This window comes from Nocardioides sp. Z43_10, from assembly GCF_059766615.1.
Map to the genome: position 1 here is coordinate 97718 of NZ_JCBAJY010000001.1, position 25540 is coordinate 123257.

A 25540-nucleotide genomic window follows, 5' to 3' on the forward strand; every position below is an offset into this window, starting at 1 on the left:
GTGGGGGTCTGGCGCCAGATCGCGCGGCGCGGCCGCGGGGCCCGCCGGACCCACCTGGGCACGGAGGCCGACCGCGCCACGTTCCGCACCCTGCACACCGCCTCCCTCGCCTCGCCCGCGCTGCGCGAGGGCCTGACCGACTCCAGCGCCGAGCGCAGCATCCGGCACCTGCGGGTGCTGCTCGGCTCGCCCGCCGTGGCGCTCAGCGACACCACCCGGCTGCTCGCCTGGGACGGCGTCGGGGTCCACCACCACGGCGCCCAGGTCTCCGGGCTCACCGAGCGCGCCCTCGAGCACGGCGGCACGCTGGTGGCCGATCCGCGCGAGGTCGCCTGCGATCAGCCCGGCTGCCCGGTGCGCCACGCCATCGTCAGCCCGCTCGTCGTCGAGGAGCGGATCATCGGCACCCTGCAGGTGTTCACGCCCTACCCGACCGGCGGGCTGGTGCGGGCCGCCGACGAGGTGGCCGGCTGGGTCTCCGGACAGCTCGAGCTCGCCGAGCTCGACGCCTCACGGACCCGTCTGATGGAGGCCGAGGTGCGCGCGCTGCGCGCCCAGATCAGCCCGCACTTCATCTACAACTCGCTCGGCGCGATCGCGTCGTTCGTGCGCACCGACCCCGACCGGGCCCGCGAGCTGCTGCTGGAGTTCGCGGACTTCACCCGCTACTCGTTCCGCCGCCACGGGGAGTTCACCACGCTCGCCGAGGAGCTGCGCTCCATCGAGCAGTACCTGCTGCTCGAGCAGGCCCGCTTCGGTGACCGGCTGCAGGTGACCCTGCGGATCGCCCCCGAGGTGCTGGGGGTCACCGTCCCGTTCCTGTGCATCCAGCCGCTGGTCGAGAACGCGGTGCGGCACGGGCTGGCCGGCGCCCACGACAGCGCGGCGGGTTCGGGGCGGGTGACGATCGTGGCCCGCGACCTCGGCCAGGAGTGCGTCATCGAGGTGGAGGACGACGGCGCCGGCGAGGACCCCCAGCGGGTACGCGGCGCGCTGGCCGGCGAGTCCCACCCGGACTCGGTGGGCCTGGGGAACGTGGACGAGCGGCTGCGCAACTCCTTCGGCGACGACTACGGTCTGGTCGTGGAGACCGCACCGGGTGCCGGCACCAAGGTCATCGTCCGGGTCCCCAAGTTCGCGCCGGGGGTGCACACGTGAGCACGACCGCACCGCCCCGACTCAGGGTCCTGCTGATCGACGACGAGCGCCCGGCCCTCGACGAGCTCACCTACCTCCTCGAGCGCGACCAACGGGTGCGCGAGGTGCTGGCGACCGACACCGCCACCGAGGCGCTGCGCATGCTGCAGGACCTCGAGGTCGACGCGGTCTTCCTCGACGTGCAGATGCCCGGGCTCTCGGGGCTGGACCTGGCCCAGGTGCTGGCCCGCTTCAAGAGCCCTCCCCCGATCGTCTTCGTCACCGCCCACGACGAGCACGCGGTGGAGGCCTTCGAGCTGCGTGCGGTCGACTACGTGCTCAAGCCGGTGCGCGAGGAGCGGCTGGCCGAGGCGGTACGGCGCGTCGTCGCCGGCGGCGTCCGCCCCCCGGTGGCCGGCGGCGACCAGGTCCCCGTGGAGCGCGGCGGCATCACCCGGTTCCTGAGTCGCTCGGAGATCACCCACGTGGAGGCCCAGGGCGACTACGCCCGGCTGCACACCCCCAGCGGCTCCCACCTGCTGCGCACGCCGCTGTCGGCGCTGGAGGAGGAGTGGGGCTCGGCCGGCTTCGTCAGGATCCACCGCTCGCTGCTCGTCGCGCTCGCCCACATCAGCGAGGTCCGGATGGAGGGTGGGCGCTGCACGGTCTTCGTCGCCGGCTCCGAGCTCGGCGTCAGCCGCCGCCACACCCGCCAGCTGCGCGAGCTGCTGCTGCGCCGCGGTCCGGCCGGACGCGAGACGTGAACGCGCCGGGGCCCACCGGCCCACCCACCCGGGTCCGCGTCACCGGCCCCGCGCGACGGCGTACCCCGGCGCCGGCCACCCGGGCCCGCGAGATCGACGCCGGCACCCGGCTCGGGGCGGTCTACATGGGTTCGCTGCTGCGCGAGCAGCTGCGCCTGGCCCTGGGCGTGCTGACCGCCCTCGGTCTCGGCGTCGGGCTCCTGCCGCTGCTGTTCCACCTCCTGCCGGGGCTCGCCGCCCACCACGTGCTCGGGGTGCCCCTGCCCTGGCTGCTGCTGGGGGTGCTCGTCTACCCCTACCTGGTCCTGCTCGGCTGGCTCTACGTCCGCCGCGCCGAGGCCAACGAGCGTGACTTCGCCGCGCTGGTGGAGGAGGCCGAGCGGTGACCTCGCTGCCGGGCATCGTCGCGGTCGTCCTGGTCACGCTGGCGACCCTGGCGATCGGCACCTGGGGGCTGCGGTTCTCGCGCACCACCAGCGACTTCTTCGTGGCCTCGCGCACCGTGCGCCCGCGCCTGAACGCCTCGGCCATCGGCGGGGAGTACCTCTCGGCGGCCTCCTTCCTGGGCGTCGCCGGCCTCGTCCTCACCTTCGGCGCGGACATGCTCTGGTACCCGGTCGGCTGGACCGCCGGCTACCTCGTGCTGCTGACCCTGGTGGCCGCACCGCTGCGCCGCTCGGGTGCCTACACGCTGCCCGACTTCGCCGAGGCCCGGCTCGGCTCGCGCCGGGTCCGGGCCGTCTGCTCGCTGCTGGTGGTGGCCGTCGGCTGGCTCTACCTGCTGCCGCAGTTCCAGGGCGCCGGGCTCACCCTGGAGTCCGCCATCGGCGCGCCGCCGTGGGCCGGCTCGCTGATCGTCGCCGTCGTGGTGCTGATCAACGTCACCTCCGGCGGGATGCGCTCGATCACCTTCGTGCAGGCGTTCCAGTACTGGCTCAAGCTGACCGCCCTGCTGATCCCCGCCGCCGTCCTGGTCGCGGTCTGGCTCGGCGACGGCCGCCCCGGCCCGGGCGCCCGGGTGACGCCCCCGGGCAGCGACCTGTGGTCGCTGCCGCTCGGCGACGGCGGCAGCGGCCAGGGGCTCTACGTCACCTACTCGCTGATCATCGCCACCTTCCTCGGCACGATGGGGCTGCCGCACGTGGTGGTGCGCTTCTACACCAACCCCGACGGCCGGGCCGCGCGGCGCACGACGCTGGTGGTGCTGGTGCTGCTGGGGCTCTTCTACCTGCTGCCCCCGGTGTACGGCGCGCTCGGCCGGGTCTACGCCGCGGAGCTGGCCGCCTCCGGGCACGCCGACGTGCTGGTCCTGGAGCTGCCGCGGCTGATGGTCCCCGGCGTGGCCGGCGAGGTGCTCACCGGCCTGGTCACCGCCGGCGCGTTCGCGGCGTTCCTGTCCACCTCCTCGGGGCTGGGGATCGCCGTCGCGGGCGTGCTCAGCCAGGACGTGACCGGGCACCGCCTCGGCACGCTCTTCGCCGGGCGCCGGCTGTCCGGCGTCACCGCCTTCCGGGCCGCGGCGGTGCTGGCTGTGCTGGTGCCGGCGGTGCTCGCGCTGGCCAGCCCGGACGTCGGGGTCGCCCGGACCGTCGGCCTGGCCTTCGCCGTCGCGGCGTCGACGTTCTGCCCGCTGCTGCTGCTGGGGATCTGGTGGCGCGGGCTCACCGACGTCGGCGCCGTGTGCGGGCTCGTCGTCGGCGGCGTCGGTGCGGGCGCCGGGGTGATCCACACCCTCGCGGAGCCTGCCGGCACCGGCTGGAGCTCGGTGCTGCTGGGCCACCCGGCCGCCTGGAGCGTTCCCGCGGCGCTGCTGGCGATGGTGCTGGGCAGCCTCGCCACCCGCGCGCGGGTCCCGCAGCACGCCGGCCGGTTCATGGTGCGGCTGCACACCCCCGAGGCCGTCGACCTCGACCGCGGCTGACCGGCGGGCTCCGTCGGGCGACCGCTCGTCGCGCCGTACGTGCCGTTGGGCGACGTCTGCCGCCCGCCGGGCGCACGGTCCGGGCCGTCCACTGCCGGGTGTCCCCGCCCGCTCCTACGGTGACCCACATCACATTCTCAGGAAAGGCAGCCACCGTGAGCACCAAACCCCACGCGCAGGCCTCGCGCCACGACCCGGTCTACGACCGGCTCGCCGAGACTCCCGAGTTCGCCGAGCTCCGCAGCAAGTACCGCGGCTTCGTCTTTCCGGCCACGGTCGCGTTCCTCGTCTGGTACCTGCTCTACGTCATCATGTCGAACTGGGCTAACGACTTCATGAACACCAAGGTCATCGGCAACATCAACGTGGCCCTGATCTTCGGCCTCCTGCAGTTCGTGACGACCTTCGCGCTCGCGTGGGTCTACAGCCGTTTCTCGACCGCCCGCCTCGACCCCCTGGCGCGCCACCTCAACGACGAGTACAACGCCACGGTCGCCGACGAGCACGGGAAGAGGCACTGATCCATGGACACCAACCAGGTCCTCACCACCGTCCTCTTCCTCGGCGTCGTCGCGCTGACCGTCGCCATCACCTTCTGGGCGAGCCGCCAGACCAGCGGCAGCGACGACTTCTATGCCGGCGGGCGCGGCTTCTCCGGGTTCCAGAACGGGCTGGCGATCGGCGGCGACTACATGTCGGCCGCCTCGTTCCTCGGCATCTCCGGAGCCATCGCGCTCTACGGCTACGACGGCTTCCTGTACTCGATCGGCTTCCTCGTCGCCTGGCTGGTGGCGCTGCTGCTGGTCGCGGAGATGCTGCGCAACTCCGGGCGCTACACGATGGCCGACCAGCTGGCGTTCCGGATGAAGCAGCGCCCGGTCCGGATGGCGGCGGCCACCTCGACCGTGGCGGTGTCGATCTTCTACCTCCTCGCCCAGATGGTCGGCGCGGGCTCGCTGGTGGCTCTGCTCCTCGACGTCGAGAGCCAGGCGATCAAGAACCTCACGATCTTCGGGGTGGGCCTGCTGATGATCTTCTACGTCACCGTGGGCGGCATGAAGGGCACCACCTGGGTGCAGATCGTCAAGGCCGTCCTGCTGATGCTCGGCTCCGCGCTGATCGTCGTGATGGTGCTCGCGAAGTTCGACTTCAACCTCTCCGAGCTGCTCGGCACCGCCGCGTCCAACACCGGCAAGGGCCAGGCGTTCCTGGAGCCCGGCCTGCGCTACGGCGTGGACCTGACCAGCAAGCTCGACTTCGTCTCGCTGGGCATCGCGCTGGTGCTCGGTACCGCCGGGCTGCCGCACATCCTGATCCGCTTCTACACCGTCCCGACCTCGCGCGACGCCCGCAAGTCCGTGCTCTGGGCGATCGGCCTGATCGGCGTCTTCTACCTGTTCACGCTGGTGCTCGGCTTCGGTGCCGCGGCGCTGCTCAAGGGCGACGAGGCCGCCGAGGTGGCCACCAGCAAGGGCAACCTGGCCTCCCCGCTGCTCGCCGAGGCGGTGGGCGGCGGAGCCGGGTCGACCGGCGGCGCGATCCTGCTGGCGCTGATCGCGGCGGTGGCCTTCGCGACGATCCTCGCGGTGGTCGCCGGGCTGACCCTGACGTCGTCGGCCTCGGTGGCCCACGACATCTACAACAACGTGATCAAGAAGGGCACCGCCACGGAGAAGGAGGAGATCAAGGTGACCCGCATCGCGGCGCTCACCATCGGCCTGATCGCGATCCTGCTGGCGATCCCGGCGCAGAACCTCAACATCGCGTTCCTGGTGGCGCTGGCCTTCGCGGTGGCCGCCTCGGCCAACCTGCCGGCGATCGTCTACAACATGTTCTGGCGGCGCTTCAACACCCGCGGCGCCACCTGGAGCATCTACGGCGGCCTGATCTCCTCGCTGGGCCTGGTCTTCTTCTCCCCGGTGATGTCGGGCAAGGGCGTCGTCGACGGTGTGAACCAGAGCCTGCTCCCGGCCAGCGTCGACATCTCCTGGTTCCCGCTGGAGAACCCGGGCATCGTGTCGATCCCGCTGGGGTTCCTGTTCGGCTTCCTCGGCACGATCAGCGCCCGGGAGCCCGAGGCGGAGGAGCGCTACACCGAGCTCGAGGTCCGCGCCCTCACCGGCGCCGGAGCCGAGGGCGCGGTGGTGCACTGACCCAGCCGGGTGACCCGAGGGGCCTTGTGGTGACCCACACCACAGGGCCCCTAGGGTGGCCGTGAAGCCGATCCAGCCCCGACCTGAGACACCCCGGGAGAGACCGTGAGCGACGAGAACGAGACCCTGTCCAACCTGATGCACGAGGAGCGCCGCTTCGAGCCCCCGGCCGAGCTGGCCGCCTCGGCCAACGTGGGCGCGGAGGCCTACGAGCGGGCCGCGGCGGACCGGGAGGGGTTCTGGGCCGACCAGGCCGACCGGCTGACCTGGGACAAGAAGTGGGACCGGGTCCTCGACTGGGACGACGCTCCCTTCGCGAAGTGGTTCGTCGGCGGCCGCCTCAACGCGGCGTACAACTGCGTGGACCGCCACGTCGAGGCCGGCAACGGCGACCGGGTCGCGCTGCACTGGGTGGGCGAGCCCGCCGACGACGAGCGCACGCTCACCTACGCCGACCTGCAGGCCGAGGTCTCCCGCGCCGCCAACGCGCTGCTCGCGCTCGGGGTCGAGGCCGGCGACCGGGTCGCGATCTACCTGCCGATGATCCCCGAGGCGGTGATCGCGATGCTCGCCTGCGCGCGGATCGGGGCTCCGCACACGGTGGTCTTCGGCGGCTTCTCCTCCGACGCCCTCGCCTCGCGGGTGGTGGACTGCGAGGCCAAGGTGATCATCACCGCGGACGGCGGCTACCGCCGCGGCGCCGCCTCGGCCCTCAAGCCGGCCGTCGACGAGGCCCGCGAGAAGACCCACGCCAAGGGCTTCGACGTGCGCAACGTGCTGGTCGTGCGCCGTACCGGCCAGGAGGTGGCGTGGGAGGACGGCGTGGACGTGTGGTGGCACGACGCCGTCGACAGCGCCTCCGCGGAGCACGCCTGCGAGTCCTTCGACGCCGAGCACCCGCTCTACGTGATGTACACCTCCGGCACGACCGGCAAGCCCAAGGGCATCCTGCACACCACCGGCGGCTACCTGGTCGGCTCGTCGTACACGCACTGGGCGGTCTTCGACCTCAAGCCCGAGACGGACGTCTACTGGTGCACCGCGGACGTCGGCTGGGTGACCGGCCACAGCTACATCGTCTACGGGCCGCTGGCCAACGGCGCCACCCAGGTGATGTACGAGGGCACGCCCGACACCCCGCACAAGGGCCGCTGGTGGGAGATCATCGAGAAGTACGGCGTGACGCTCTTCTACACCGCGCCGACCGCGATCCGCACCTTCATGAAGCAGGGCCGCGAGATCCCCGACGGGTTCGACCTGTCCTCGCTGCGGCTGCTCGGCTCGGTGGGCGAGTCGATCAACCCCGAGGCGTACATGTGGTACCGCGAGGTGATCGGCGCGGAGCGCTGCCCGATCGTCGACACCTGGTGGCAGACCGAGACCGGCGCGATGATGATCTCGCCGCTCCCGGGCGTCACCGCCGGCAAGCCCGGCTCGGCGATGAAGGCGCTGCCCGGCATCAGCGTCGACGTGGTCGACGACCGGGGGAAGTCGGTGCCCAACGGCTCCGGCGGCTTCCTGGTGGCGACCGAGCCCTGGCCGGCGATGCTGCGCACCCTGTGGGGCGAGGACCAGCGCTACAAGGACACCTACTGGTCGCGCTTCGCCGAGGAGGGGTTCTACTTCGCCGGCGACGGCGCCAAGAAGGACGAGGACGGCGACATCTGGCTGCTGGGCCGCGTCGACGACGTGATGAACGTGTCGGGCCACCGGCTGTCCACCACCGAGATCGAGTCGGCGCTGGTCTCACACCCCAAGGTCGCCGAGGCGGCCGTGGTCGGCGCCAGCGACGAGACCACCGGCCAGGCCGTGTGCGCCTTCGTGATCCTGCGCGACGAGGCGGGCGACGGTGGCGAGGACATCGTCGAGGAGCTGCGCCGCCACGTCGCCAAGGAGATCGGCGCGATCGCCAAGCCGCGCCAGGTGATGGTGGTCCCCGAGCTGCCCAAGACCCGCTCGGGCAAGATCATGCGCCGCCTGCTCAAGGATGTCGCCGAGAACCGCCAGGTCGGCGACGTGACCACGCTGGCCGACTCCACGGTGATGGATCTGATCCAGGGCAAGCTGACCTCCGGGCAGGCCACCGACTGACCCCTCGGGTCGACGCGTTCCCCACGCCGAGCCGGCGCAGCCTCACGACACCACGTCGTGGGCCTGCGCCGGCTCGCGTCAGCGGTGGGGAGGCTGGAAGAGGTCGGGGATGCCGTCGTGGTCGTCGTCGACCTGCTCGCGGCGCTCCATGTCCCGGTAGTGGCGGTTGCGCGGGACGAGGACGACGGCGGCCAGCGCGGCGGCCAGGATGGAGGCACCGAGGACGGCGATCTTGGCGTGATCGCCGTGCGCCGACTCGGCCCCGAAGCTGAGCTCGGAGATCAGCAGCGAGACCGTGAACCCGACGCCGGCGAGCAGGGTCATCCCGAACAGGTCGCGCCAGGCGATGTCCTCGTCGAGGTTGGCGTGCCGGCTGCGGGTGACCAGCCAGGTCGAGGCCATGATCCCGATCGGCTTGCCCAGCACCAGGCCCGCGACGATGCCCCAGAACACCGTGTCGGTGAGCAGCGAGCCGAGCCCGCCTCCGTCGGTGAGGGACACGCCCGCGGAGAAGAACGCGAAGACGGGGATGGCGAAGCCGGCCGACATCGGGCGGAAGCGGTGCTCGAGGTGGTCGGCCAGACCCGGGCCCTCGGCGTTCTGCTTGCGCAGCACCGGCACCGTGAAGCCGAGCACCACACCGGCGATGGTGGCGTGCACGCCGGACTCGAGGAAGCAGACCCAGGTGAGGACCGCGAGGGGGAACAGCAGCACCCACGGCGCCCACCAGTGCCCCCCGATGAACGCCGGGAAGCGCTGCACCAGCACGGCGTAGACGGCGATCGGCACGAGCGCGGCGAGCAGGTACTGCAGCTGCAGGTCGGTGGAGTAGAAGATCGCGATGATGCAGATCGCGATGAGGTCGTCGACCACCGCGAGGGTCAGCAGGAACAGGCGCAGAGGCGAGGGCAGCTTCGAGCCGATCACGGCGAGCACCGCGACCGCGAAGGCGATGTCCGTCGCCGTCGGGATGGCCCACCCGCGCAGCATCTCTCCCCCGGTGCCGAGGTTGAGCAGCACGTAGATCAGCGCCGGCACCGCGACACCCCCGAACGCGGCGGCGACGGGCACGATCGCCCGGTCGAGCGTGCGCAGGTCGCCGGCGACAAACTCCTTCTTCAGCTCCAGGCCGACCAGGAAGAAGAACAGGGCCAGCAGTCCGTCGGCCGCCCAGTGCCCCAGGCTGAGGTCGAGGTCGAAGCCGAGCACCTCGCCGCCGACGTGCAGGTCGCGCAGCGCGAAGTACTCGTCGCCGAACGGCGAGTTGGCCCAGATCAGCGCGATCGCCGCGCCGGCGATGAGCAGCAGACCGCCGATCGTCTCGGTGCGCAGGATGTCGGCGACCCGCTGGTACTCGGTCCAGCTCGGCCGGGACAGGACCTTGGAGGTCGAGGGGGCAGGGGGACGGGAGCTCATCGCAGAGGAATCCTTCGGGGGTTCGGACGGCAGGGCACAGCACGTGCCGACCAGACTTCCCGGCTCACCATGCTCGAGCCTACCAAGAGGCGTTGTAAGGTCAGGCAGGTCAACCCGGACCTGACCAACCAGCGGAGGAAGATCCATGGCATCCGAACCGGTGAAGGACACCGATCCGACCATCGGCCGTCTCGTCTCGGACGCCAGCCGCGACATCTCGTCGCTGATCTCCAACGAGATCAAGCTCGCCAAGTCCGAGCTGAAGGTCAGCGTCACGAACGGCGCGACCGGAGCCGGCTTCTTCGCCGGGGCCGCCCTGCTCGGTGTGCTCGCGATCATCATGTTCTCGGTCGCCCTGGCCTACCTGATCCACTGGAACGGCAGCGGGCTCGACCTGCACTGGGCGTTCCTGATCGTGTTCGCGTTCTACCTGCTGCTCGCCGGCCTGCTGGTCTTCCTGGGCATCAAGAAGGTCAAGAAGGTGAAGGCGCCCGAGCGCGCCATCCGCCAGGCCCAGGAGAGCAAGACCCTGCTCAAGCGGAGCTGACCCCGCCGCTGGTTCGCCGGCCCCCGGGCGCCCGGCGCGGCGACGTACTGACCTCACGAAACCCGCACTTCCCACGTGTTCCTTCGCGTGGGAAGTGCGGGTTTCACGAGTTAACGTGGGGTTCCCGAGGCCAGCGTGACCCCAGTGAGCACCCGTCCCGCGTACGTCGCTCAGCCGGCGCAGCTGCCGGTGTCCACCTCGGTGTCGCTCAGACTGCCCTGTCGCGCGCTCTGCGCGACCGCGTCGGCGGTGAGCGCGTAGCCGGTCTCGGCGTCGGTCACCGACGCCGCGAACACCACCCCGGCGACCTCGCCCGACCCGGTGATCAGCGGCCCGCCGGAGTTGCCCGGGCGGACCAGCCCGCGCACGGAGTACACCTCGCGCACGATCGAGCCGTCGCCGTAGATGTCGGGTGAGCGCAGCCGCTGCTGCGAGCGGATCCGGCCGGGCTGCGCGTCGAAGGGGCCGTCCTGCGGGTAGCCCAGGATCGCGATGCTCTGCTCGTCCTCGGCGCTGTCGAAGCGCAGGGCGGGCCGGCCGGCGTCGTCGAGCGCGAGCACCGCGACGTCGAGCTGGGGGTCGTAGTGGACGACCTCGGCACTGACCGTGTCGTCCCCGATCACCACCTCCGGGTCCCGCACGCCGGCCACGACGTGGGCGTTGGTCATCAGCCGGTCGTCGTCGTAGAGGAAGCCGGTGCCCTCGACACCCCGGCCGCAGACGTTCTGCCCTCGGACCTTCAGCACGCTCTGCTGGGCCTCCTGGACCGCCGGGCGGCGCAGGGTCTTGGTGTCACCCGGGGCGACCTCGACGATGGTCTCGGGCGCGAACGGCTCGAGGTAGCGGGGGAAGAACGTCGTGCCCACCACGTTGTTGAACGCCTGGAGGACCTGACCGGCGGCGGCGGGCAGCGCCTCGTCGACGTGGCTGAGCACCTGCGAGCTGCGCACCATCGGCGTCACCGCCCCGATCCGCGAGCCCGACACCGCGACGCCCAGCGCCCAGGCGACGAGGAGGACCGCGACGGCGCTCAGGGCCGCGCCGCCCACCGCGTCGACGGCGCGCACCGGCTGCCAGGTGATCCGGTCGCGGATCCGGGCGCCGGCGTACTGCAGCAGCGCCTGGCCGAGGGTCGCGGAGAGGATCACGATGAACAGCGCGCCGAGCGAGACCCACACCGAGGGCTCCGCCTCCCCCAGCGCGGTCGGGGCGAGCCAGACGCCGAGCAGGCCGCCGAGCAGCAGCCCGGTGGTGGCGAAGGCTCCGGTGACAAACCCCTGCCAGTAGCCCGACAGCGCGTAGGCCAGGACGAGGACGACGAGCAGCCAGTCGAGCACGTTCATCCGCGCGTCTCGCTCTCGTCGGCGTCCTGGTCGTCGTTCTGGTCGGCGTCCTCGATGTCGAGCAACCGCGTGTTCGGCGGCGGGCGGTGGGCCGGCTCGCCTTGGAGCATGTAGCCGGGCAGGTCGCGCACCTGCGCCTCGTCCCACTCCTGGGTCCAGCCGAGGAAGTCGAAGAGCCGGGCGATGATGCCGCCGGTGAAGCCCCAGAGGATGACGTCCTTGTCCTCCCCGATCATGAAGCCGGGGCCCAGCCAGCCGCTGGGGTGGCGCACCCGGATCCGATGGGTGGGGTCGAGCAGGTCGTCGATCAGCACGTGGTGGACGGCGTGCACCTCCTCGCGGCTCGCGATGCCGACGCTGCCGCGCTCGCGCCACCAGCCGAGCACCGGGGTGACCGCGAAGTTGCTCGGCGGCAGCCACAGCTCCGGGAGCCGGCCGAACACCTCCACGGAGGCCGGGTCGAGCCCGATCTCCTCGTCGGCCTCGCGCAGCGCCGCCTGCTCGGGCGTCTCGCCGGGGTCCAGCGCGCCGCCGGGGAAGGAGACCTGGCCGGGGTGCGAGCGCATGTCGTGGGCGCGCTCGGTCAGCAGCAGCTCGCGCCCCCGCTCCCCCTCGCCGAACAGCATCAGCACCGCGCCCTTGCGGGCCCGGCCGCCCTCCGGCGGCTGGAACCGGGTCAGGTGGTCGACGGTGATCTCCTCGGCCGCGCGGCGTACCGGCTCGAGCCAGTCCGGGATCACAGGTCGATCCCGAGGTGCTCGGAGACCAGTTCGACCAGCTGCTCCTCGGACCTCAGCGGCACCGCCACCTGGCTGAGCTCGCCGTCGGCGGAGAGGAAGGCGAAGTGCGGCAGCCCGCGGACCTGCAGGTCGCCGGCGCGGTTGGTCTCGCCGCCCGGGTCGGCCAGCAGCGGGTAGGTCACGCCGGTCCTCTCGACGAGCGCGAAGGCGCGCTCGGGGTCGTCCTGGGAGTCGATGCCCACGATCGGCGCCCGGTCGCCGTACTTCTCGTGGAAGGCCTGCAGGATCGGCATCTCGGTGCGGCACGGAGCGCACCACTGGGCCCACCAGCTGAGCACCAGCGGGCCCTCCAGGCGCGACAGGTCCACGGACTCGCCGCCGCCGAGGCACTCCAGGGTCAGCTCGGGTAGCGGCCCCTCGCCCGGGCTGCCGGCGCCGGGCGTGCAGGGCTCGACGCCCAGGCTCGTTTTGGTCTTGCGCAGCTCGGGGGTGTCGACGTCGACGTCGGCGGGGCCGACCGAGGGCACCGACCAGCCGCGCTGCTCGTCGCCGTCGTCGGAGGCCGGCGCACAGGCGGATCCGCTGAGCGCGAGTACGGCGGCGGCCAGCGCCGCGGACAGGGTCCGGCTCATGCGGGGCCCTGGGTCTTGACCAGCGCCGCGGCCACGATCGGGTCGGTGGGCCCCGCGCCGTACGCCGGGCACCAGCGGGCGACCGGGCAGGCCCCGCAGGCGGGCTTCTTGGCGTGGCAGATGCGCCGGCCGTGCCAGATCACGTGGTGGCTGAGCATCGTCCAGTCGCGCTTGGGGAAGAGCTCCGCGACGGCGTACTCGACCTTGACCGGGTCGGTCTCCTCGGTCCACCCGAAGCGGCGCACCAGCCGCCCGAAGTGGGTGTCGACGGTGATGCCAGGAATGTCGAAGGCATTGCCGAGCACCACGTTGGCGGTCTTGCGTCCCACGCCCGGCAGCTGCACCAGGTCGTCGAGGCGAGGCGGCACCTCGCCGCCGTGGCGCTCGACCAGGGCCTGGCTGAGCCGGAGCAGGGCATCGGTCTTGGCCCGGAAGAAGCCCAGCGGCCCGATGATCTGTTCGAGCCGCGCGCGCTCGGCGCCGGCCATCGCGGCGGCGTCGGGGTAGGTCGCGAAGAGCAGGGGGCGCACGGCGTTGACCCGCCGGTCGGTGGTCTGCGCGCTCAGCACCGTCACGACGAGCAGCTGGAAGGGGTCGTCGAAGTCCAGCTCGCAGCGGGCGTCCGGGTAGGTCTCGGCGAGCACCCGGTCGATCTTGCGGGCGCGGCGGACCAGGGACGTGTCAGGCACGGCGCCCAGACTACGGGGGAGGAAGCGAGGGTGCCGATTCTGCTGTGCACACGCCTGACGTGGCGCGGACACGGGGGAGGGAGTACGCCTGTGACGAGGCCCACGGCTAGGATGCACTATGTCACTGCGCGGTCCCCGGGTGGTGTTGACGACGATGGAGGTGTCGTGGACAACGACGTACTGCGCCAAGCCCCCCTGTTCAGTGCCCTCGACGACGAGGCCGCCACCGCTCTGCAGGCCTCGCTGGCCGAGAGCCGGCTGCGCCGTGGCGAGGTGCTGTTCCGTGAGGGCGACTCCGGCGACAAGCTCTACGTGGTGCTCGAGGGCAAGGTGAAGCTCGGGCGGACCTCCTCCGACGGACGCGAGAACCTGCTCGCGATCCTCGGCCCTGGCCAGATGTTCGGCGAGCTGTCGCTCTTCGACCCCGGTCCCCGTTCCGCGACGGTCACCTGCGTGACCGACGCGACGTTCGCCTCGCTGTCCCACGAGGACCTGCTGCGCTGGCTCGAGGGGCGCCCGATGGTCGCCCGCGGCCTGCTCTCCCAGCTCGCCGCGCGACTGCGCAAGGCCAACGACGTCGTCGCCGACCTGGTCTTCTCCGACGTGCCCGGCCGGGTCGCCAAGGCGCTGCTCGACCTCGCCGACCGGTTCGGCCGCACCGCCGACGACGGCGTGCACGTCCACCACGACCTCACCCAGGAGGAGCTGGCCCAGCTCGTCGGCGCCTCCCGGGAGACCGTCAACAAGGCTCTGGCCGACTTCGCCTCCCGCGGCTGGCTGCGCTTGGAGCCCCGCTCCGTCGTGATCATGGACATCGAGCGCCTCAGCCGCCGCGCCCGCTGACCCTCCCCCGCCGTACCCGCGCGCCGCGTCGCCGCGCTGCTGCGCCTCCGCGCGCGCCGTCCCCCCGGCTGCGGCCCCGGGTGCGTCTGTAGGGGTGGAAGGGGGCCCGATGCCGAGGTCTGACGAGCGTGACTTCGACGCGTACGTCGTCGCGCGCGCCGCTGCCCTGTCGCGCACGGCGTACCTTCTCACCGGGGACGCCCACCTCGCGGAGGACCTCGTGCAGACCGCGCTCTTCAAGGCCGCCCGCGCCTGGCCCCGGATCACCGGCGATCCGGACGCCTACGTCCGGCGCATCCTCTACACCCAGAACGTGTCGTGGTGGCGAGCCCGCCGGCACGTGCGAGAGAGCGCACTGGGTGCGTACGACGCTCCCGCCGCGCCGGTGGACACCGCCCTGCGGCTGACACTCGAGGAGGCGCTGAGGAGGCTGACCACACGGCAGCGGACCGTCCTAGTGCTGCGCTACTTCGAGGACCTCACCGAGGTTCAGACGGCCGAGCTCCTCGGCATCGGCACCGGCACCGTGAAGTCGATCGGGCGCCAGGCGCTGACCCGGCTGCGCACGCTCTCGCCGGAGCTCGCCGAGCTGATCGGGCAGCCCTCGTGAGCGGGCTGCGCGCTGAGCTGGAGCGACTCGCCGAGCAGGCGCCGCGGGTCGTGGTGCCTGCCGACACGTGGCGGCGCGCCAGGCGGGCTCGTCGGCGATCCTCGGCCCTCACCGCAGCGGCGGTCGTCACGGTGCTGGCCCTGGCTGCCGGGGCAGCCGGCGCGCTGAGCGGCATGCCGGACCGGGAGGCTTCGCCGGCGGACGGCGCACGCGACGCGGTGCCGAGCCGCATCTGGAGCGTGCCGGAGCGTCTGGGGACGCAGGACGGTCACGACCAGTGGAGCTACGAAGGAGTGGAGAGCGATCTCGCCCTCGGCCCGGTGGCCGCGGCCTACGTCATGGAGGGCGGGCTCCCGGTCCTGATCGGCGCCGACGACGGCGAGTACCACCTGGTCGAGCTGCCCGGGTTCGACGGACGCGAGGCGGCGTCATGGGCGGCGGCGGATGACGAGGCGATCCCCTTCGCGCTCTCCCCCGATGGCCGGCAGCTGGCGTACTTCTGGACGGGGCAGGCGCCTGAGGCAGCCTCCGAGCCGATGCCGACCGGGATCCGCGTCGTGGAGCTGGCCTCGGGCGATGTCCGCACCGTCGTGCTGCGCGAGGGTCAGGGCGTGCGTGTCACCCAGCTCACCTGGTCCCCGGACAGCACCTGGCTGGTGTGGGCCGGATCCGTCGCGACGTACTGGGACGGCGACGGCGGGGCCCGTTGGAACGACGTCACCGCCGGTCGGGTGGGCCCCGGAGCGAGTTCCTCGCAACGGGTGCCGGCGTCGCGGGACAGCACGTCGGTCCACGCCATCGACTCCGGCGGCACCGTCACCCTGATGACCAGAGGCCGAGTGCTGCGCTGGGACGGCGCCGTCATCAGCCGGGCACGACGCACGGGATCCGCGCTGACGCCTCCGGCCGCCCTGTCCCCAGACGGCGCCTGGCTGGCCGGCGGCTCCTCGACTTCCGACGCCGCCGCGACGCTCACCTCGACCACCACCGGTGAGTCGACGACCATCGCGCTGGCCCTGCGCGGCGACCCCGTTCCGGAAGGCTCCGAGGTCCGCCCCCTCGGCTGGGTGGACGAGGGACTGATGGTGAGCCTGGTGACCCCCATGAGCAGCGATCGAGGGTCCTCGCCGCGACAGATCGTCGTGATGAGCCGCGAGCGCGGCCCGAGCTCGTCGTACCGCGTCGTGGGGCGCACCGACCCTGGCGTCCCGGACCACCTGAGCATCGCGGTCGATCTGATGACCCTCGAGCGTCCCACCGTGGAACGCCCCGAGCCTGACTGGCCGTGGTCCACCGAGCGCCGGGTCCTGGTCGGCGCCCTCAGCGCCCTCGCCGTCCTCGCCCTCGCCCTGCTCGCCCGTGTCCTCCTCACCCGGGCCCGGCGCCGCACCACCGGCTTGTAACGCGGGGTTATGCCCACTGCCACAGCGTTATTTCGCTGCGATGGTGGGCATAACCCCGCGTTACAAGGGGCCTGGGCGCGCGCGGCGGCGCCGGCGCGGGGCGCGGCGCGGGGTCAGACGTGCGGGAGACGCTGCTCGTTGAGGTAGGCGATCTGGGCGCGCACGGAGAGCTCCGCGGCGCCCCAGAGCACGGGGTCGACGTCGGCGTAGACCATCTCCACGATCCGGCGCGGCAGCTCGTCGATGGAGATGCCCTCGGGGTGGTCGGTGGCGGCGATCCGGTCGACGGCGTCCTCCACCTGGGCCAGGCGCTCGCGGCGGTGGGCGATGTAGAAGTCGAGCACGGTCAGGGCGTCGTCGATGACGGGGCCGTGGCCCGGCCAGACGGCCTGCGCCTCGCCCGCCTCGGCCAGCCGGTGCAGCCGGTCGAGGGAGTCGAGGTAGGCGCCGAGCTGGCCGTCGGGGTGCGCCACCACCGTCGTGCCGCGGCCGAGCACCATGTCGCCGGTCAGGATCGCGCCGTCGCCGGGCACCAGGAACGACAGGGAGTCCGCGGTGTGCCCCGGGGTCGCGACGACGCGGATCTCGAGGCCGTCGACCTCGACGACGTCGCCGTCGGTGAGGCCCTCGGTGCCCAGCCGGTACGCCGGGTCGAGGGCGCGCACGCCGCAGCCCATCCGCTCGGCGAACTCTCGGGCCGCCTCGGAGTGGTCGGCGTGGTGATGGGTGAGCAGGACCGTCGCGACCTCGCCGGCCGCCTCGGCCACCGCGTCGAGGTGGCTCAGGATCGACGGCCCGGGGTCGACGACCACCGAGCGTCGGGCGCCGGGCTCGCGCAGCACCCAGGTGTTGGTGCCGTCCAGCGACATGATGCCGGGGTTCGGGGCGAGCACGCACCGCGCTCGCTCCCCGAAGGACCCTCCTGCCCAGGTCACGACTCCATCTCCATCTCCGCGCGCACCCGTTCGCCCAGCGCCACGAGCCGCTCGGGGATCTCCAGGTGCGCCTCGTCGCCGGCGAACCGGGCGGTGGGCTCGACGAGCGCCACCTCCCGCTCACGCCCGATGCGTACGGCGTGCGCCGGGTCGCCGGCGGCGAAGAGCTCGACGCAGGTGTAGTACTGCGGCGGCAGCATCAGCAGCTCGTCACGGTGGGCGGCGCCCAGCGCGTCGCGCACCGAGAGCCACATCACCTCCTGCGACTCCGAGGACACGTCGCGGGTGCGCTGTCCCTCGGGCAGGTCGGCGAGGAAGAACCAGGTCCGGTAGCGGCGCGGCTCGAAGACCGGCGTCAGCCAGCACGCCCACGGCGTGAGCAGGTCCGAGCGGACCACCAGGTCGCGCTTGCGCAGCAGCTCGGTGAACGACAGCTCGCGCTGCTCCAGGGCCACCCGGTCGGCCTCCCAGTCGTCCCCGGTGGTGTCGGCGACCACGGAGTCGGGCGACGGGCCGGCCAGCAGTACGCCGGACTCCTCGAACGTCTCCCGCACGGCCGCGTAGACCAGGGCGCGGGCCAGGCCCACCTCGACGCCGAGGCGCGCGGACCACTCCTCGGCCGACGGTCCCGCCCACGGCAGCGCGTCGTCGTCGCAGTCGTGATCACGCGGGTCCACCCCGCCGCCGGGGAAGACGGCCATCCCCGCCGCGAACGCCATGTCGACATGGCGCCGCAGGAAGTAGACCTCGAGCGATCCCGGGCCCGCCTCCTGCGAGCGCGCGCCCCGGGTCAGCACGATCGTGGCGGCGTTGCGCGGCTCGGCGGGGGTACGGCGCCCCTCGGCGAAGTCGCGGGCCTGCTCGGCCAACCGCCCCGGCAGGGCGCGCGTGAAGTCGAGCATCAGACCTCCACGATCAGCTCGACCTCGACCGGAGCGTCCAGCGGCAGCACCGGCGTGCCCACCGCCGAGCGGGCGTGGCGCCCGGCCTCGCCGAAGACGTGCCCGAGCAGCTCGGAGGCACCGTTGGCCACGAACGGCTGGCCGGTGAAGTCCCGGGTCGAGGCGACGAAGACGACGACCTTGACGATCCGCTTGACCAGCTCCAGGTCGCCGATCTCGGCCTGCACCGCGGCGAGCGCGTTGAGCGCGCACTGCTGGGCGCACTCGGTCGCCTCCTCGGCGGTGACCTCGCCGCCGACCTTGCCGGTGTACATCAGCTCACCGCCGCGCATCGGCAGCTGGCCCGAGGTGAAGACGTGGATGCCGCTGCGCACGGCCGGCACGTACGACGCGACCGGCGCCGCGACCTCCGGCACCTCCAACCCGAGCTCAGCGAGCCGCTGCGCGACGCTCATCCCTGGATCGGGCGCTTGAAGTAGCCGACGAGGTTCTCCGGGTTCATCCCCGGCGCGACCTGGACGAGCTCCCAGCCATCGGCTCCGAAGTTGTCCAGGATCTGCTTGGCGGCGTGCGTGAGGATCGGTGCGGTCAGGTACTCCCACTTCGTCATGGGGGCGACCCTACTCCGAGCGGCACCCGCGTCCGGCACACGTCATCCCGTGGGTGGACGCGTCCACCGCCCGGCGCCATCTACGGTGGCCCTCGTGGACCAGCCAGTCACCCCCCGCCAGCCCTGGCGGCTCGACGAGCGCGGGCGCCGGTGGTTCGACCGGTTGCTGGTGGCCTTCCTGCTGCTGCCGGTGCCGGTGCTGATGATCAGCGGAATGGGCACCTCCGCCGTCTTCTCGGCCGCGGAGCTGATCCCGTTGCTGTGGCGCCGCAGCCGCCCGGTCGCGGTGTTCGCCGCCGTCGCCGCGGCCAGCGCCCTGCAGGCCGTGGTCCTCACCGAGCCCACCTGGGGCCAGGTGGCGTTCCCGATCGCGACGTACTCGCTGGCCCGCCGCTGCGGCGCCCCGGCCTCCGCCGTGGCGCTCGCGGTGGGCGTGTGCGGCGCCGTCGTCGCCTCGTGGCGCTGGCTGATCTCCTACACCACGGGCACCCTGAACGCCTTCCTGTCCTACTTCGTGACGATCTCGGTGATCGTGCTGGCGGCCTGGGCGCTGGGCACGCTGGGGCGCATCCGCGAGGCGTACGTCGCGGCGCTGGTCGAGCGCGGCGAGCGGATCGAGCGGGAGGCGCACCAGCGCGTCGCCCTGGCCGCCACCGAGGAGCGCTCACGGATCGCGCGCGAGATGCACGACGTGGTCGCGCACGGGCTCTCGGTGATCGTCGTCCAGGCGGACGGGGCGCGCTACGCCGCGGCGCACGACCCGGAGGTGGCGACCCGCACCCTGGAGACGGTGGCCGCCACCGGCCGGGAGGCGCTCACCGAGATGCGCCGCCTGCTCGGGCTGCTGCGCACCGGAGGCGACACCGGCACCCGTCCGCAGCCGCGCCTGGACGACATCGCGGTGCTGGTGGCCGAGGCCCAGGAGGCGGCCGGGGAGCGCGGCCGGGTGCAGGCCCGGTTGCCGGCGCCCGGGACGCAGGTGCCGCCCGGCGTGGCCCTGACGGCGTACCGCGTCGTGCAGGAGGCGCTCAGCAACGTCCGCAAGCACGCGGGCCCGGCCGCCTCCACCCGCGTGGAGGTGTGCGTGGGCACCGACCTCAGCGTGCTGGTCGAGGACGACGGCCGGGGCGCGGCGAGCCTCGACGATGGCCGCGGCCTCGGGCTGGTCGGGATGCGGGAGCGGGTGCTGGTGCACGGCGGCGACCTGGTCGCCGGACCCCGGCGCGACGGCGGCTACCGGGTGTCGGCGAGGATCCCGCTGTGAGCGAGGCATTCCCCGACCTACCCGCCGACGGGCCGCCGAGCCGGTGCGCGGACGCCCCGATCCGGGTCTTCCTGGTCGACGACCAGCAGATGGTGCGCGCGGGGTTCGCGATGCTCGTCGGCAGCCAGCCGGATCTCGAGGTCGTCGGCGAGGCCGGCGACGGCCGCGAGGCGCTGGAGCGGCTCGCGGTGACCCGCGCGGACGTGGTGCTGATGGATGTGCGGATGCCGCGTCTCGACGGCGTCGAGGCGACCCGGCTGCTGGCCGCCCGGCCCGGGGCGCCCCGGGTGATCGTGCTGACCACCTTCGACCTCGACGAGTACGCCTTCAGCGCGCTGCGCGCCGGCGCCTCGGCCTTCCTGCTCAAGGACGCGGCCCCACCCGACCTGCTCGGCGCGATCCGCTCGGTGCACCGCGGCGACGCGGTGGTCGCGCCGAGCACCACCCGCCGGCTGCTGGAGCACTTCGTCGCTGCGCTGCCCGACCCGCGTCCCGCGGGCACCGACGAGCGCCTGGCGACACTGACCGAGCGCGAGCGCGAGGTCCTGGTGCTCATCGGCCGGGCGATGTCCAACACCGAGATCGCCCGGCACCTGGTGGTCGCGGAGGCGACCGTGAAGACCCACGTCAGCCGTCTGCTGGCCAAGACCGGCGCCCGCGACCGGGTGCAGCTGGTGGTGCTGGCCTACGACTGCGGGCTGGTCGCCCCCGGCTGAGCTCCACCCCCGGTCGTACGCCGGGTCCGGCCCCTGGGCTGACGACGTGGGTGGCCCCCGGCTGGAAGCGTCGGGGCCATGACGACAGCACCCCTGCGGCACGGCGCCGCACCCACCCCCGACGGCTCCCGACTCGCCGCGAGCGCCCGCGGGCTGACCCGCACCTACGGCCGCGGCGACACCGGGGTCCATGCCCTGCGCGGCGTCGACCTCGACCTCCCCGCCGGCCGGCTGACCGCGATCATGGGGCCCTCCGGCTCCGGCAAGTCGACGCTCATGCACTGCCTCGCGGGGTTGGACCATCCCACCACCGGCACCCTCAGCGTGGCCGGCCGCTCGCTGGAGCGGCTCGACGACGACCAGCTCACGGTGTTCCGCCGCGAGCAGCTGGGCTTCGTCTTCCAGTCCTTCAACCTGCTGCCGATGCTCACCGCCCAGCAGAACATCCTGCTGCCGCTGGACCTGGCCGGTCGCCGGGTGGACCGCGCCCGCTTCGACCGCCTCGTGGAGACGCTGGGGCTGGCCGACCGGCTCAGCCACCGCCCCGGCGAGCTCTCCGGCGGTCAGCAGCAGCGGGTGGCGATCGCCCGCGCGCTGATCACCGACCCGGCGATCGTCTTCGCCGACGAGCCCACCGGGAACCTGGACAGCGCCTCCTCCGCGGAGGTCCTCGGCCTGCTGCGCACCTCGGTGCGCGAGCTGGGGCAGACGGTGGTGATGGTGACCCACGACCTCGACGCGGCGGCGTACGCCGACGACGTGCTGGTCCTCGCCGACGGCAGCATCCGCGTCCACCTGGCCTCCCCCACCACCGACCAGCTGCTCGCGACGCTGCGCGGTGAGCGATGAGGACGGTCCTGCTCGCCTCGCTGCGCACCCACACCCGGCGCTACGTCGCCGCCGTGCTGGCGGTCGTCATCGGGGTCGCGTTCATCATCGTCACCGGGGCCCTGGCCTCGGCGACCCGCAACGGCCTCGTCTCCGGGGTCGAGCTGCCCTACCGCCACGCCGACGTGGTCGCCTCCGCGATGAGCGGTGATCAGGCCGTCGAGGTGATGGAGCACGCCCGACGCGAGGGCGACACCGCCGCGGTGCTGGGCTGGAGCACCCAGACGGTGACCTCCGGTGGGCGCCTGGTGACGGACCGGATGGACGTCGCCCCCTTCGCCGACGCCGAGCGGCTGCGCTGGCAGGAGCTGCGCGAGGGCCGCTGGCCCCGGGGCGCGCACGAGGCGCTGGCCGACCGCAACACCGCCAAGGTCCGCGACCTCGCCGTCGGCGACGTGGTCCGCATCGGGTCGGGGGCCCGGGCCGTCGAGGCCACGATCGTGGGGCTGGCCGACACCCCGTCGGCCTCGGTCGGCGCCGGGCTGTACCTGCCCTGGGAGACCATCCGCCCGTGGGCCTCGAGCCTGTGGGTGGACTCGGTGGCCTACGCCGGCTCCGGGTCCGTCGCCGAGCAGATCCGCGAGCTCTCGGAGCTGACCGGGGCGGAGGTGGCGCCGCGCGACGAGTTCGTCGAGCAGCGCCAGGCCGACCTGAACCGGGACGTCGACCTGATCGCGATCCTGCTCCTGGTCTTCGCCAGCGTCGCGGTGTTCGTCTCGGTGCTGGTGATCGCCAACACGTTCACGATCCTGTTCGCCCAGCGCAGCCGCGACTTCGCCCTGCTGCGCTGCGTGGGCGCCACCCGCCGCCAGCTGATCAGGTCGGTCAGGGCCGAGTCGGTGGTGCTCGCGGTGGTGTCCTCCCTGCTCGGCCTGGCCGTCGGCACCGCCGTCGGGTACGGCCTGGTCGCGCTCGCCGCACGACAGTTCGCGCCGGGCACGATGGGGGCTGTCGAGCTCTCCGCCACCTGGTACGCCTGCGGCGCCGCGGTGGGCATCTTGGTCACCGTGGTGGCCGCCTGGCTGCCCACCCGCCGGGTGGCCCGGATCAGCCCGCTGGCCGCGCTGCGTCCCGAGGACCCCGCCGGCCTGGACACCCGCGCCGGCCGCCTGCGTACGGCGTGCGGGGGCGGGCTGGTCGTGCTCGGAGCGGCGCTGCTGGCCGGGGCGATCAGCGGGCACTCCCCCCAGCTGATGGTGGCCGGAGGGATGGTCGCCTTCACCGGCGTGCTGCTGCTCGGTCCGCTGCTGGTCCCGGCGCTGATCTCGCTGACGGGCGGCGCCGCCGGCCGGCTCGGCGGCGCCCCCGCCCGGCTGGCCACCGGCAACGCGGTCCGCAACCCGCGACGTACCGCGGCCACCACGGCGTCGCTGCTGATCGGTGTCACCCTGACCACGGCGGTGCTCACCGGGCTGTCCAGCTCGCGCAGCGCCGTCTCCTCCGACCTGGACGCCAGCCATCCGATCGACGCGGCGCTGATCTCCGTGGAGGCGGCCCTGCCCGCCTCGCTGCTGGCCGAGGTGCGCGCCACGGACGGGGTCGCCGACGCGGTCGTCCTCGACGGCGTGGACGCCGAGGTGTCGGAGGGGATCGGTCAGCTCCAGGTGGTGGCCGCGACGCCCGCGGCGGCCGACGTCGCGCGCGGGGCGGCGCGGGTGGCCGCACCCGGCCCCGGCGAGGTGTTCCTGCCCAGTGACGCCCTGGACGGCGAGGTGCCCAGCCGGGTCGAGATCCGGGTAGGCGAGCGGACCCGCACGCTGTCGGTCAGCAACGGGGACGCGTGGGGGGCCGTCGCATTGGTGGCGCCGGCCACCCTGGCTGCGCTCAGCGACACGGCCGGCCCGCGGGCGGTGTGGGTGCGCGCCGAGGACGGCGCCGATGCCGAGGACCTGACCGGGGACCTCACCGCGGTCGCCAGCGGCGCGGGCGCCGAGGTCACCAGCGGGTTCGGCGAGCGGGCCTGGGTCCACCTGCAGCTCGACGTGCTCACCGGCGCGGTGGTGGCGCTGCTCGGAATCGCCGTGCTGATCGCGCTGGTCGGCATCGGCAACACCCTGGGGCTCTCGGTGCTCGAGCGGGGCCGGGAGAACGCGCTGCTCCGTGCGCTCGGGCTGACCCGGCGTCAGCTGCGCCGGATGCTCGCCGTGGAGTCGCTGCTGCTCTCGGGGGTGGCGACGGTGCTCGGCACGCTGATCGGCGTGGTGTTCGCCTGGGTCGCGGTGCGCACGCTGCTCGACACGGCCGTCGAGGAGGTGTCGCTCGTCCTGCCCTGGGGGCAGCTCGGCGCCGTGATCGCGATCGCCGGTCTCGCCGGGCTGGCCGCCGGGGTGCTGCCGGCCCGGCGGGCCGCACGGGTGGCCCCGGCTGCCGGGCTGGCCCTGGACTGAGCGGCGCGTCGGGGAGGGAGGGTCGGACGCCGGCTATCCCTCCCCGGCCGCTTCGGCCGGCACCGCGGCCGTCACCAGCCGCGGTCCGGTCTTCTCGCGGACCTCGTCCTCACCGATGCCGGGCGCGAGCTCGACCAGGTGCAGCCCGTCGGGGCGTACGTCGATGACGGCGAGGTCGGTGATGATGCGCTGCACGACCCGCTTGCCGGTGAGCGGCAGCGAGCACTCCTCGACGATCTTGTGCGAGCCGTCGCGGGCCACGTGCTCCATCAACACCACCACCTTCTTCGCGCCGTGCACCAGGTCCATCGCGCCGCCCATCCCCTTGACCATCTTCCCGGGGATCATCCAGTTGGCGATGTCACCAGCGGCCGAGACCTGCATCGCACCCAGGATCGCGGCGTCCACCTTGCCGCCACGGATCATCGCGAACGACGTCGCGGAGTCGAAGAACGACGCACCCCGGCGCAGCGTCACCGTCTCCTTGCCCGCATTGATCAGGTCCGCGTCCTCCTCCCCCTCAACGGGGTAGGGGCCGATGCCGAGGATCCCGTTCTCCGACTGCAGCACCAGCTCCACGCCGTCGGGGACGTAGTTCGGCACCAGCGTCGGCAACCCGATCCCCAGATTCACATACGAGCCGTCATGCAGCTCCGATGCCGCGCGGGCGGCCATCTGCTCCCGGGTCCAGCTCATCTCAGGCCTCCTCGCGCGCACGCACGGTCCGCTTCTCGATCCGCTTGTCGCCCGCCTGCTCGGGGCTCAACGCGACCACCCGGTGCACGTAGACCCCCGGGGTGTGGACCTCGTTGGGGTCCAGCTCGCCGGGCTCCACGAGCTCCTCGACCTCCGCGATCGTGACCCGCCCGCACATCGCAGCCAACGGGTTGAAGTTGCGCGCGGAGTCGCGGTAGACGAGGTTGCCGTGCCGGTCACCCTTCCAGGCCCGCACCAGGGCGTAGTCGGCGATGATCGCCTCCTCCAGGACGAACTCCTTCTCGCCCTCGGGCGTCGCGAAGCGGCGTACCTCCTTGGCGGGCGAGGCCACCACCACGTTGCCCGCGTCGTCGTAGCGCCACGGCAGACCGCCCTCGGCGACCTGGGTTCCGACCCCGGTCGCGGTGAAGAACGCCGGGATCCCCGACCCGCCGGCGCGCATCCGCTCCGCCAGCGTGCCCTGCGGGGTCAGCTCCACCTCGACCTCGCCGCCGAGGTACTGCCGAGCGAACTCCTTGTTCTCCCCCACATAGGACGACACCATCCGCCGCAGCCGGCGCGCCGCCAACAGCCGACCCAGACCCCAATCGTCGACCCCGCAGTTGTTCGACACCGCCTCCAACTCCGCGGCGCCCTGCTCGAGCACCGCCTCGATCAGCACCGACGGGATCCCACACAACCCGAACCCGCCCACCGCCAACCGCGAGCCCGACGCGATGTCGGCCACCGCCTGCGCCGCCGTCGCCACGACCTTGTCCACCCCGACCTCCTCGATCGCTCGTGGTGCGACTCTAGTCACACAGTCTCCCGCCCGCGCCAGGATCAAGCCGTA

At 72.9% G+C, this 25540-nt stretch carries 26 protein-coding genes; 15 read left to right on the forward strand and 11 right to left on the reverse strand.

Annotation, left to right across the window (positions count from 1 at the left end; translation table 11 throughout):
* From AC6EI4_RS00505 to acs, 7 genes are all read left to right on the forward strand, one after another.
* The gene (locus AC6EI4_RS00505; RefSeq protein WP_498423585.1) at positions 1-1158 is read left to right on the forward strand and encodes a sensor histidine kinase; all 1158 of its coding nucleotides are present in this window, start codon (positions 1-3) and stop codon (positions 1156-1158) included.
* The gene (locus AC6EI4_RS00510; protein WP_498450257.1) at positions 1155-1901 is read left to right on the forward strand and encodes a LytR/AlgR family response regulator transcription factor; all 747 of its coding nucleotides are present in this window, start codon (positions 1155-1157) and stop codon (positions 1899-1901) included. The genes AC6EI4_RS00505 and AC6EI4_RS00510 overlap by 4 nt, the downstream gene beginning before the upstream one ends.
* Entirely contained in the window at positions 1898-2287 is a 390-nt protein-coding gene (locus AC6EI4_RS00515; RefSeq protein WP_498423583.1) for a DUF485 domain-containing protein, read from the forward strand. Before AC6EI4_RS00510 ends, AC6EI4_RS00515 begins: the two co-directional genes overlap by 4 nt.
* Positions 2284-3822, forward strand: coding sequence for a sodium/solute symporter (locus tag AC6EI4_RS00520; protein ID WP_498423582.1), 1539 nt, complete (start codon positions 2284-2286; stop codon positions 3820-3822). The genes AC6EI4_RS00515 and AC6EI4_RS00520 overlap by 4 nt, the downstream gene beginning before the upstream one ends.
* A gap of 155 nt (positions 3823-3977) precedes the next feature.
* Entirely contained in the window at positions 3978-4343 is a 366-nt protein-coding gene (locus AC6EI4_RS00525; protein ID WP_498423581.1) for a DUF485 domain-containing protein, read from the forward strand.
* 3 nt (positions 4344-4346) lie between these two features.
* Positions 4347-5975 (forward strand): monocarboxylic acid transporter, encoded by a 1629-nt coding sequence (locus AC6EI4_RS00530; protein ID WP_498423579.1) that lies wholly within the window; start codon positions 4347-4349, stop codon positions 5973-5975.
* A gap of 138 nt (positions 5976-6113) precedes the next feature.
* Positions 6114-8066 (forward strand): acetate--CoA ligase, encoded by a 1953-nt coding sequence (gene acs / locus AC6EI4_RS00535; RefSeq protein ID WP_498423788.1) that lies wholly within the window; start codon positions 6114-6116, stop codon positions 8064-8066.
* A gap of 78 nt (positions 8067-8144) precedes the next feature.
* On the opposite strand, the gene nhaA is transcribed toward acs, so the two are convergent.
* Entirely contained in the window at positions 8145-9482 is a 1338-nt protein-coding gene (gene nhaA, locus AC6EI4_RS00540) for a Na+/H+ antiporter NhaA (protein WP_498423578.1), read from the reverse strand.
* A 145-nt stretch (positions 9483-9627) separates the two neighbouring features.
* Between nhaA and AC6EI4_RS00545 the strand changes: the two genes are divergently transcribed.
* Positions 9628-10029 carry a phage holin family protein gene (locus AC6EI4_RS00545; RefSeq protein ID WP_498423577.1) on the forward strand — a complete coding sequence of 134 codons (402 nt, stop codon included), beginning with the start codon at positions 9628-9630 and terminating at the stop codon, positions 10027-10029.
* Between the two features lie 170 nt (positions 10030-10199).
* On the opposite strand, the gene AC6EI4_RS00550 is transcribed toward AC6EI4_RS00545, so the two are convergent.
* Genes AC6EI4_RS00550 through nth form a run of 4 tightly spaced genes read right to left on the reverse strand, consistent with a single transcriptional unit; the run spans position 10200 to position 13433 of the window.
* Positions 10200-11372, reverse strand: a complete 1173-nt coding sequence (locus tag AC6EI4_RS00550; RefSeq protein ID WP_498423576.1) for a MarP family serine protease — start codon at positions 11370-11372, stop codon at positions 10200-10202.
* Positions 11369-12112 carry an NUDIX hydrolase gene (locus AC6EI4_RS00555; RefSeq protein ID WP_498450258.1) on the reverse strand — a complete coding sequence of 248 codons (744 nt, stop codon included), beginning with the start codon at positions 12110-12112 and terminating at the stop codon, positions 11369-11371. The genes AC6EI4_RS00550 and AC6EI4_RS00555 overlap by 4 nt, the downstream gene beginning before the upstream one ends.
* Positions 12109-12744 (reverse strand): TlpA family protein disulfide reductase, encoded by a 636-nt coding sequence (locus AC6EI4_RS00560; RefSeq protein WP_498450259.1) that lies wholly within the window; start codon positions 12742-12744, stop codon positions 12109-12111. Before AC6EI4_RS00560 ends, AC6EI4_RS00555 begins: the two co-directional genes overlap by 4 nt.
* Positions 12741-13433 carry an endonuclease III gene (gene nth / locus AC6EI4_RS00565; protein WP_498450260.1) on the reverse strand — a complete coding sequence of 231 codons (693 nt, stop codon included), beginning with the start codon at positions 13431-13433 and terminating at the stop codon, positions 12741-12743. The genes AC6EI4_RS00560 and nth overlap by 4 nt, the downstream gene beginning before the upstream one ends.
* A 165-nt stretch (positions 13434-13598) precedes the next feature.
* On the opposite strand from nth, the gene AC6EI4_RS00570 reads away from it, so the two are divergent.
* The 3 genes from AC6EI4_RS00570 to AC6EI4_RS00580 all read left to right on the forward strand — a co-directional run bounded on the left by AC6EI4_RS00570 (position 13599) and on the right by AC6EI4_RS00580 (position 16289).
* Entirely contained in the window at positions 13599-14276 is a 678-nt protein-coding gene (locus tag AC6EI4_RS00570; RefSeq protein ID WP_460794616.1) for a Crp/Fnr family transcriptional regulator, read from the forward strand.
* Between the two features lie 109 nt (positions 14277-14385).
* On the forward strand, positions 14386-14886 hold the full coding sequence (locus AC6EI4_RS00575; RefSeq protein WP_498450261.1) for a SigE family RNA polymerase sigma factor: 501 nt from the start codon (positions 14386-14388) through the stop codon (positions 14884-14886).
* Positions 14883-16289 (forward strand): WD40 repeat domain-containing protein, encoded by a 1407-nt coding sequence (locus AC6EI4_RS00580; RefSeq protein WP_498450262.1) that lies wholly within the window; start codon positions 14883-14885, stop codon positions 16287-16289. Before AC6EI4_RS00575 ends, AC6EI4_RS00580 begins: the two co-directional genes overlap by 4 nt.
* 113 nt (positions 16290-16402) lie before the next feature.
* Here AC6EI4_RS00580 and AC6EI4_RS00585 read toward each other — a convergent pair whose 3' ends face one another.
* Genes AC6EI4_RS00585 through sp36 form a run of 4 tightly spaced genes read right to left on the reverse strand, consistent with a single transcriptional unit; the run spans position 16403 to position 18736 of the window.
* Complete coding sequence (locus tag AC6EI4_RS00585; RefSeq protein ID WP_498423572.1) at positions 16403-17224, reverse strand: MBL fold metallo-hydrolase; 822 nt, start codon at positions 17222-17224, stop codon at positions 16403-16405.
* The gene (locus AC6EI4_RS00590; protein ID WP_498423571.1) at positions 17221-18126 is read right to left on the reverse strand and encodes an NUDIX hydrolase; all 906 of its coding nucleotides are present in this window, start codon (positions 18124-18126) and stop codon (positions 17221-17223) included. Before AC6EI4_RS00590 ends, AC6EI4_RS00585 begins: the two co-directional genes overlap by 4 nt.
* A complete protein-coding gene (locus tag AC6EI4_RS00595) occupies positions 18126-18581 on the reverse strand; it encodes a RidA family protein (RefSeq protein WP_498423570.1) in 456 nt (151 codons plus the stop codon). Before AC6EI4_RS00595 ends, AC6EI4_RS00590 begins: the two co-directional genes overlap by 1 nt.
* Entirely contained in the window at positions 18578-18736 is a 159-nt protein-coding gene (sp36, locus tag AC6EI4_RS00600; protein WP_498423569.1) for a Sp36 family protein, read from the reverse strand. The genes AC6EI4_RS00595 and sp36 overlap by 4 nt, the downstream gene beginning before the upstream one ends.
* Before the next feature lie 94 nt (positions 18737-18830).
* On the opposite strand from sp36, the gene AC6EI4_RS00605 reads away from it, so the two are divergent.
* The 4 genes from AC6EI4_RS00605 (at position 18831) to AC6EI4_RS00620 (ending at position 23991) form a co-directional block, all read left to right on the forward strand.
* Positions 18831-20000: a sensor histidine kinase gene (locus AC6EI4_RS00605; protein WP_498450263.1), complete on the forward strand. Its 1170-nt coding sequence runs from the start codon at positions 18831-18833 to the stop codon at positions 19998-20000.
* 59 nt (positions 20001-20059) lie between these two features.
* The gene (locus AC6EI4_RS00610; RefSeq protein ID WP_498423786.1) at positions 20060-20716 is read left to right on the forward strand and encodes a response regulator; all 657 of its coding nucleotides are present in this window, start codon (positions 20060-20062) and stop codon (positions 20714-20716) included.
* Between the two features lie 78 nt (positions 20717-20794).
* Entirely contained in the window at positions 20795-21565 is a 771-nt protein-coding gene (locus AC6EI4_RS00615; protein WP_498423566.1) for an ABC transporter ATP-binding protein, read from the forward strand.
* Positions 21562-23991 carry an FtsX-like permease family protein gene (locus AC6EI4_RS00620; protein ID WP_498450264.1) on the forward strand — a complete coding sequence of 810 codons (2430 nt, stop codon included), beginning with the start codon at positions 21562-21564 and terminating at the stop codon, positions 23989-23991. The genes AC6EI4_RS00615 and AC6EI4_RS00620 overlap by 4 nt, the downstream gene beginning before the upstream one ends.
* A 33-nt stretch (positions 23992-24024) precedes the next feature.
* On the opposite strand, the gene AC6EI4_RS00625 is transcribed toward AC6EI4_RS00620, so the two are convergent.
* Positions 24025-24687, reverse strand: coding sequence for a CoA transferase subunit B (locus AC6EI4_RS00625; protein ID WP_498423564.1), 663 nt, complete (start codon positions 24685-24687; stop codon positions 24025-24027).
* 1 nt (position 24688) lies between these two features.
* Positions 24689-25468 carry a CoA transferase subunit A gene (locus tag AC6EI4_RS00630; protein ID WP_498423563.1) on the reverse strand — a complete coding sequence of 260 codons (780 nt, stop codon included), beginning with the start codon at positions 25466-25468 and terminating at the stop codon, positions 24689-24691.
* Positions 25469-25540: the final 72 nt, after the last annotated feature.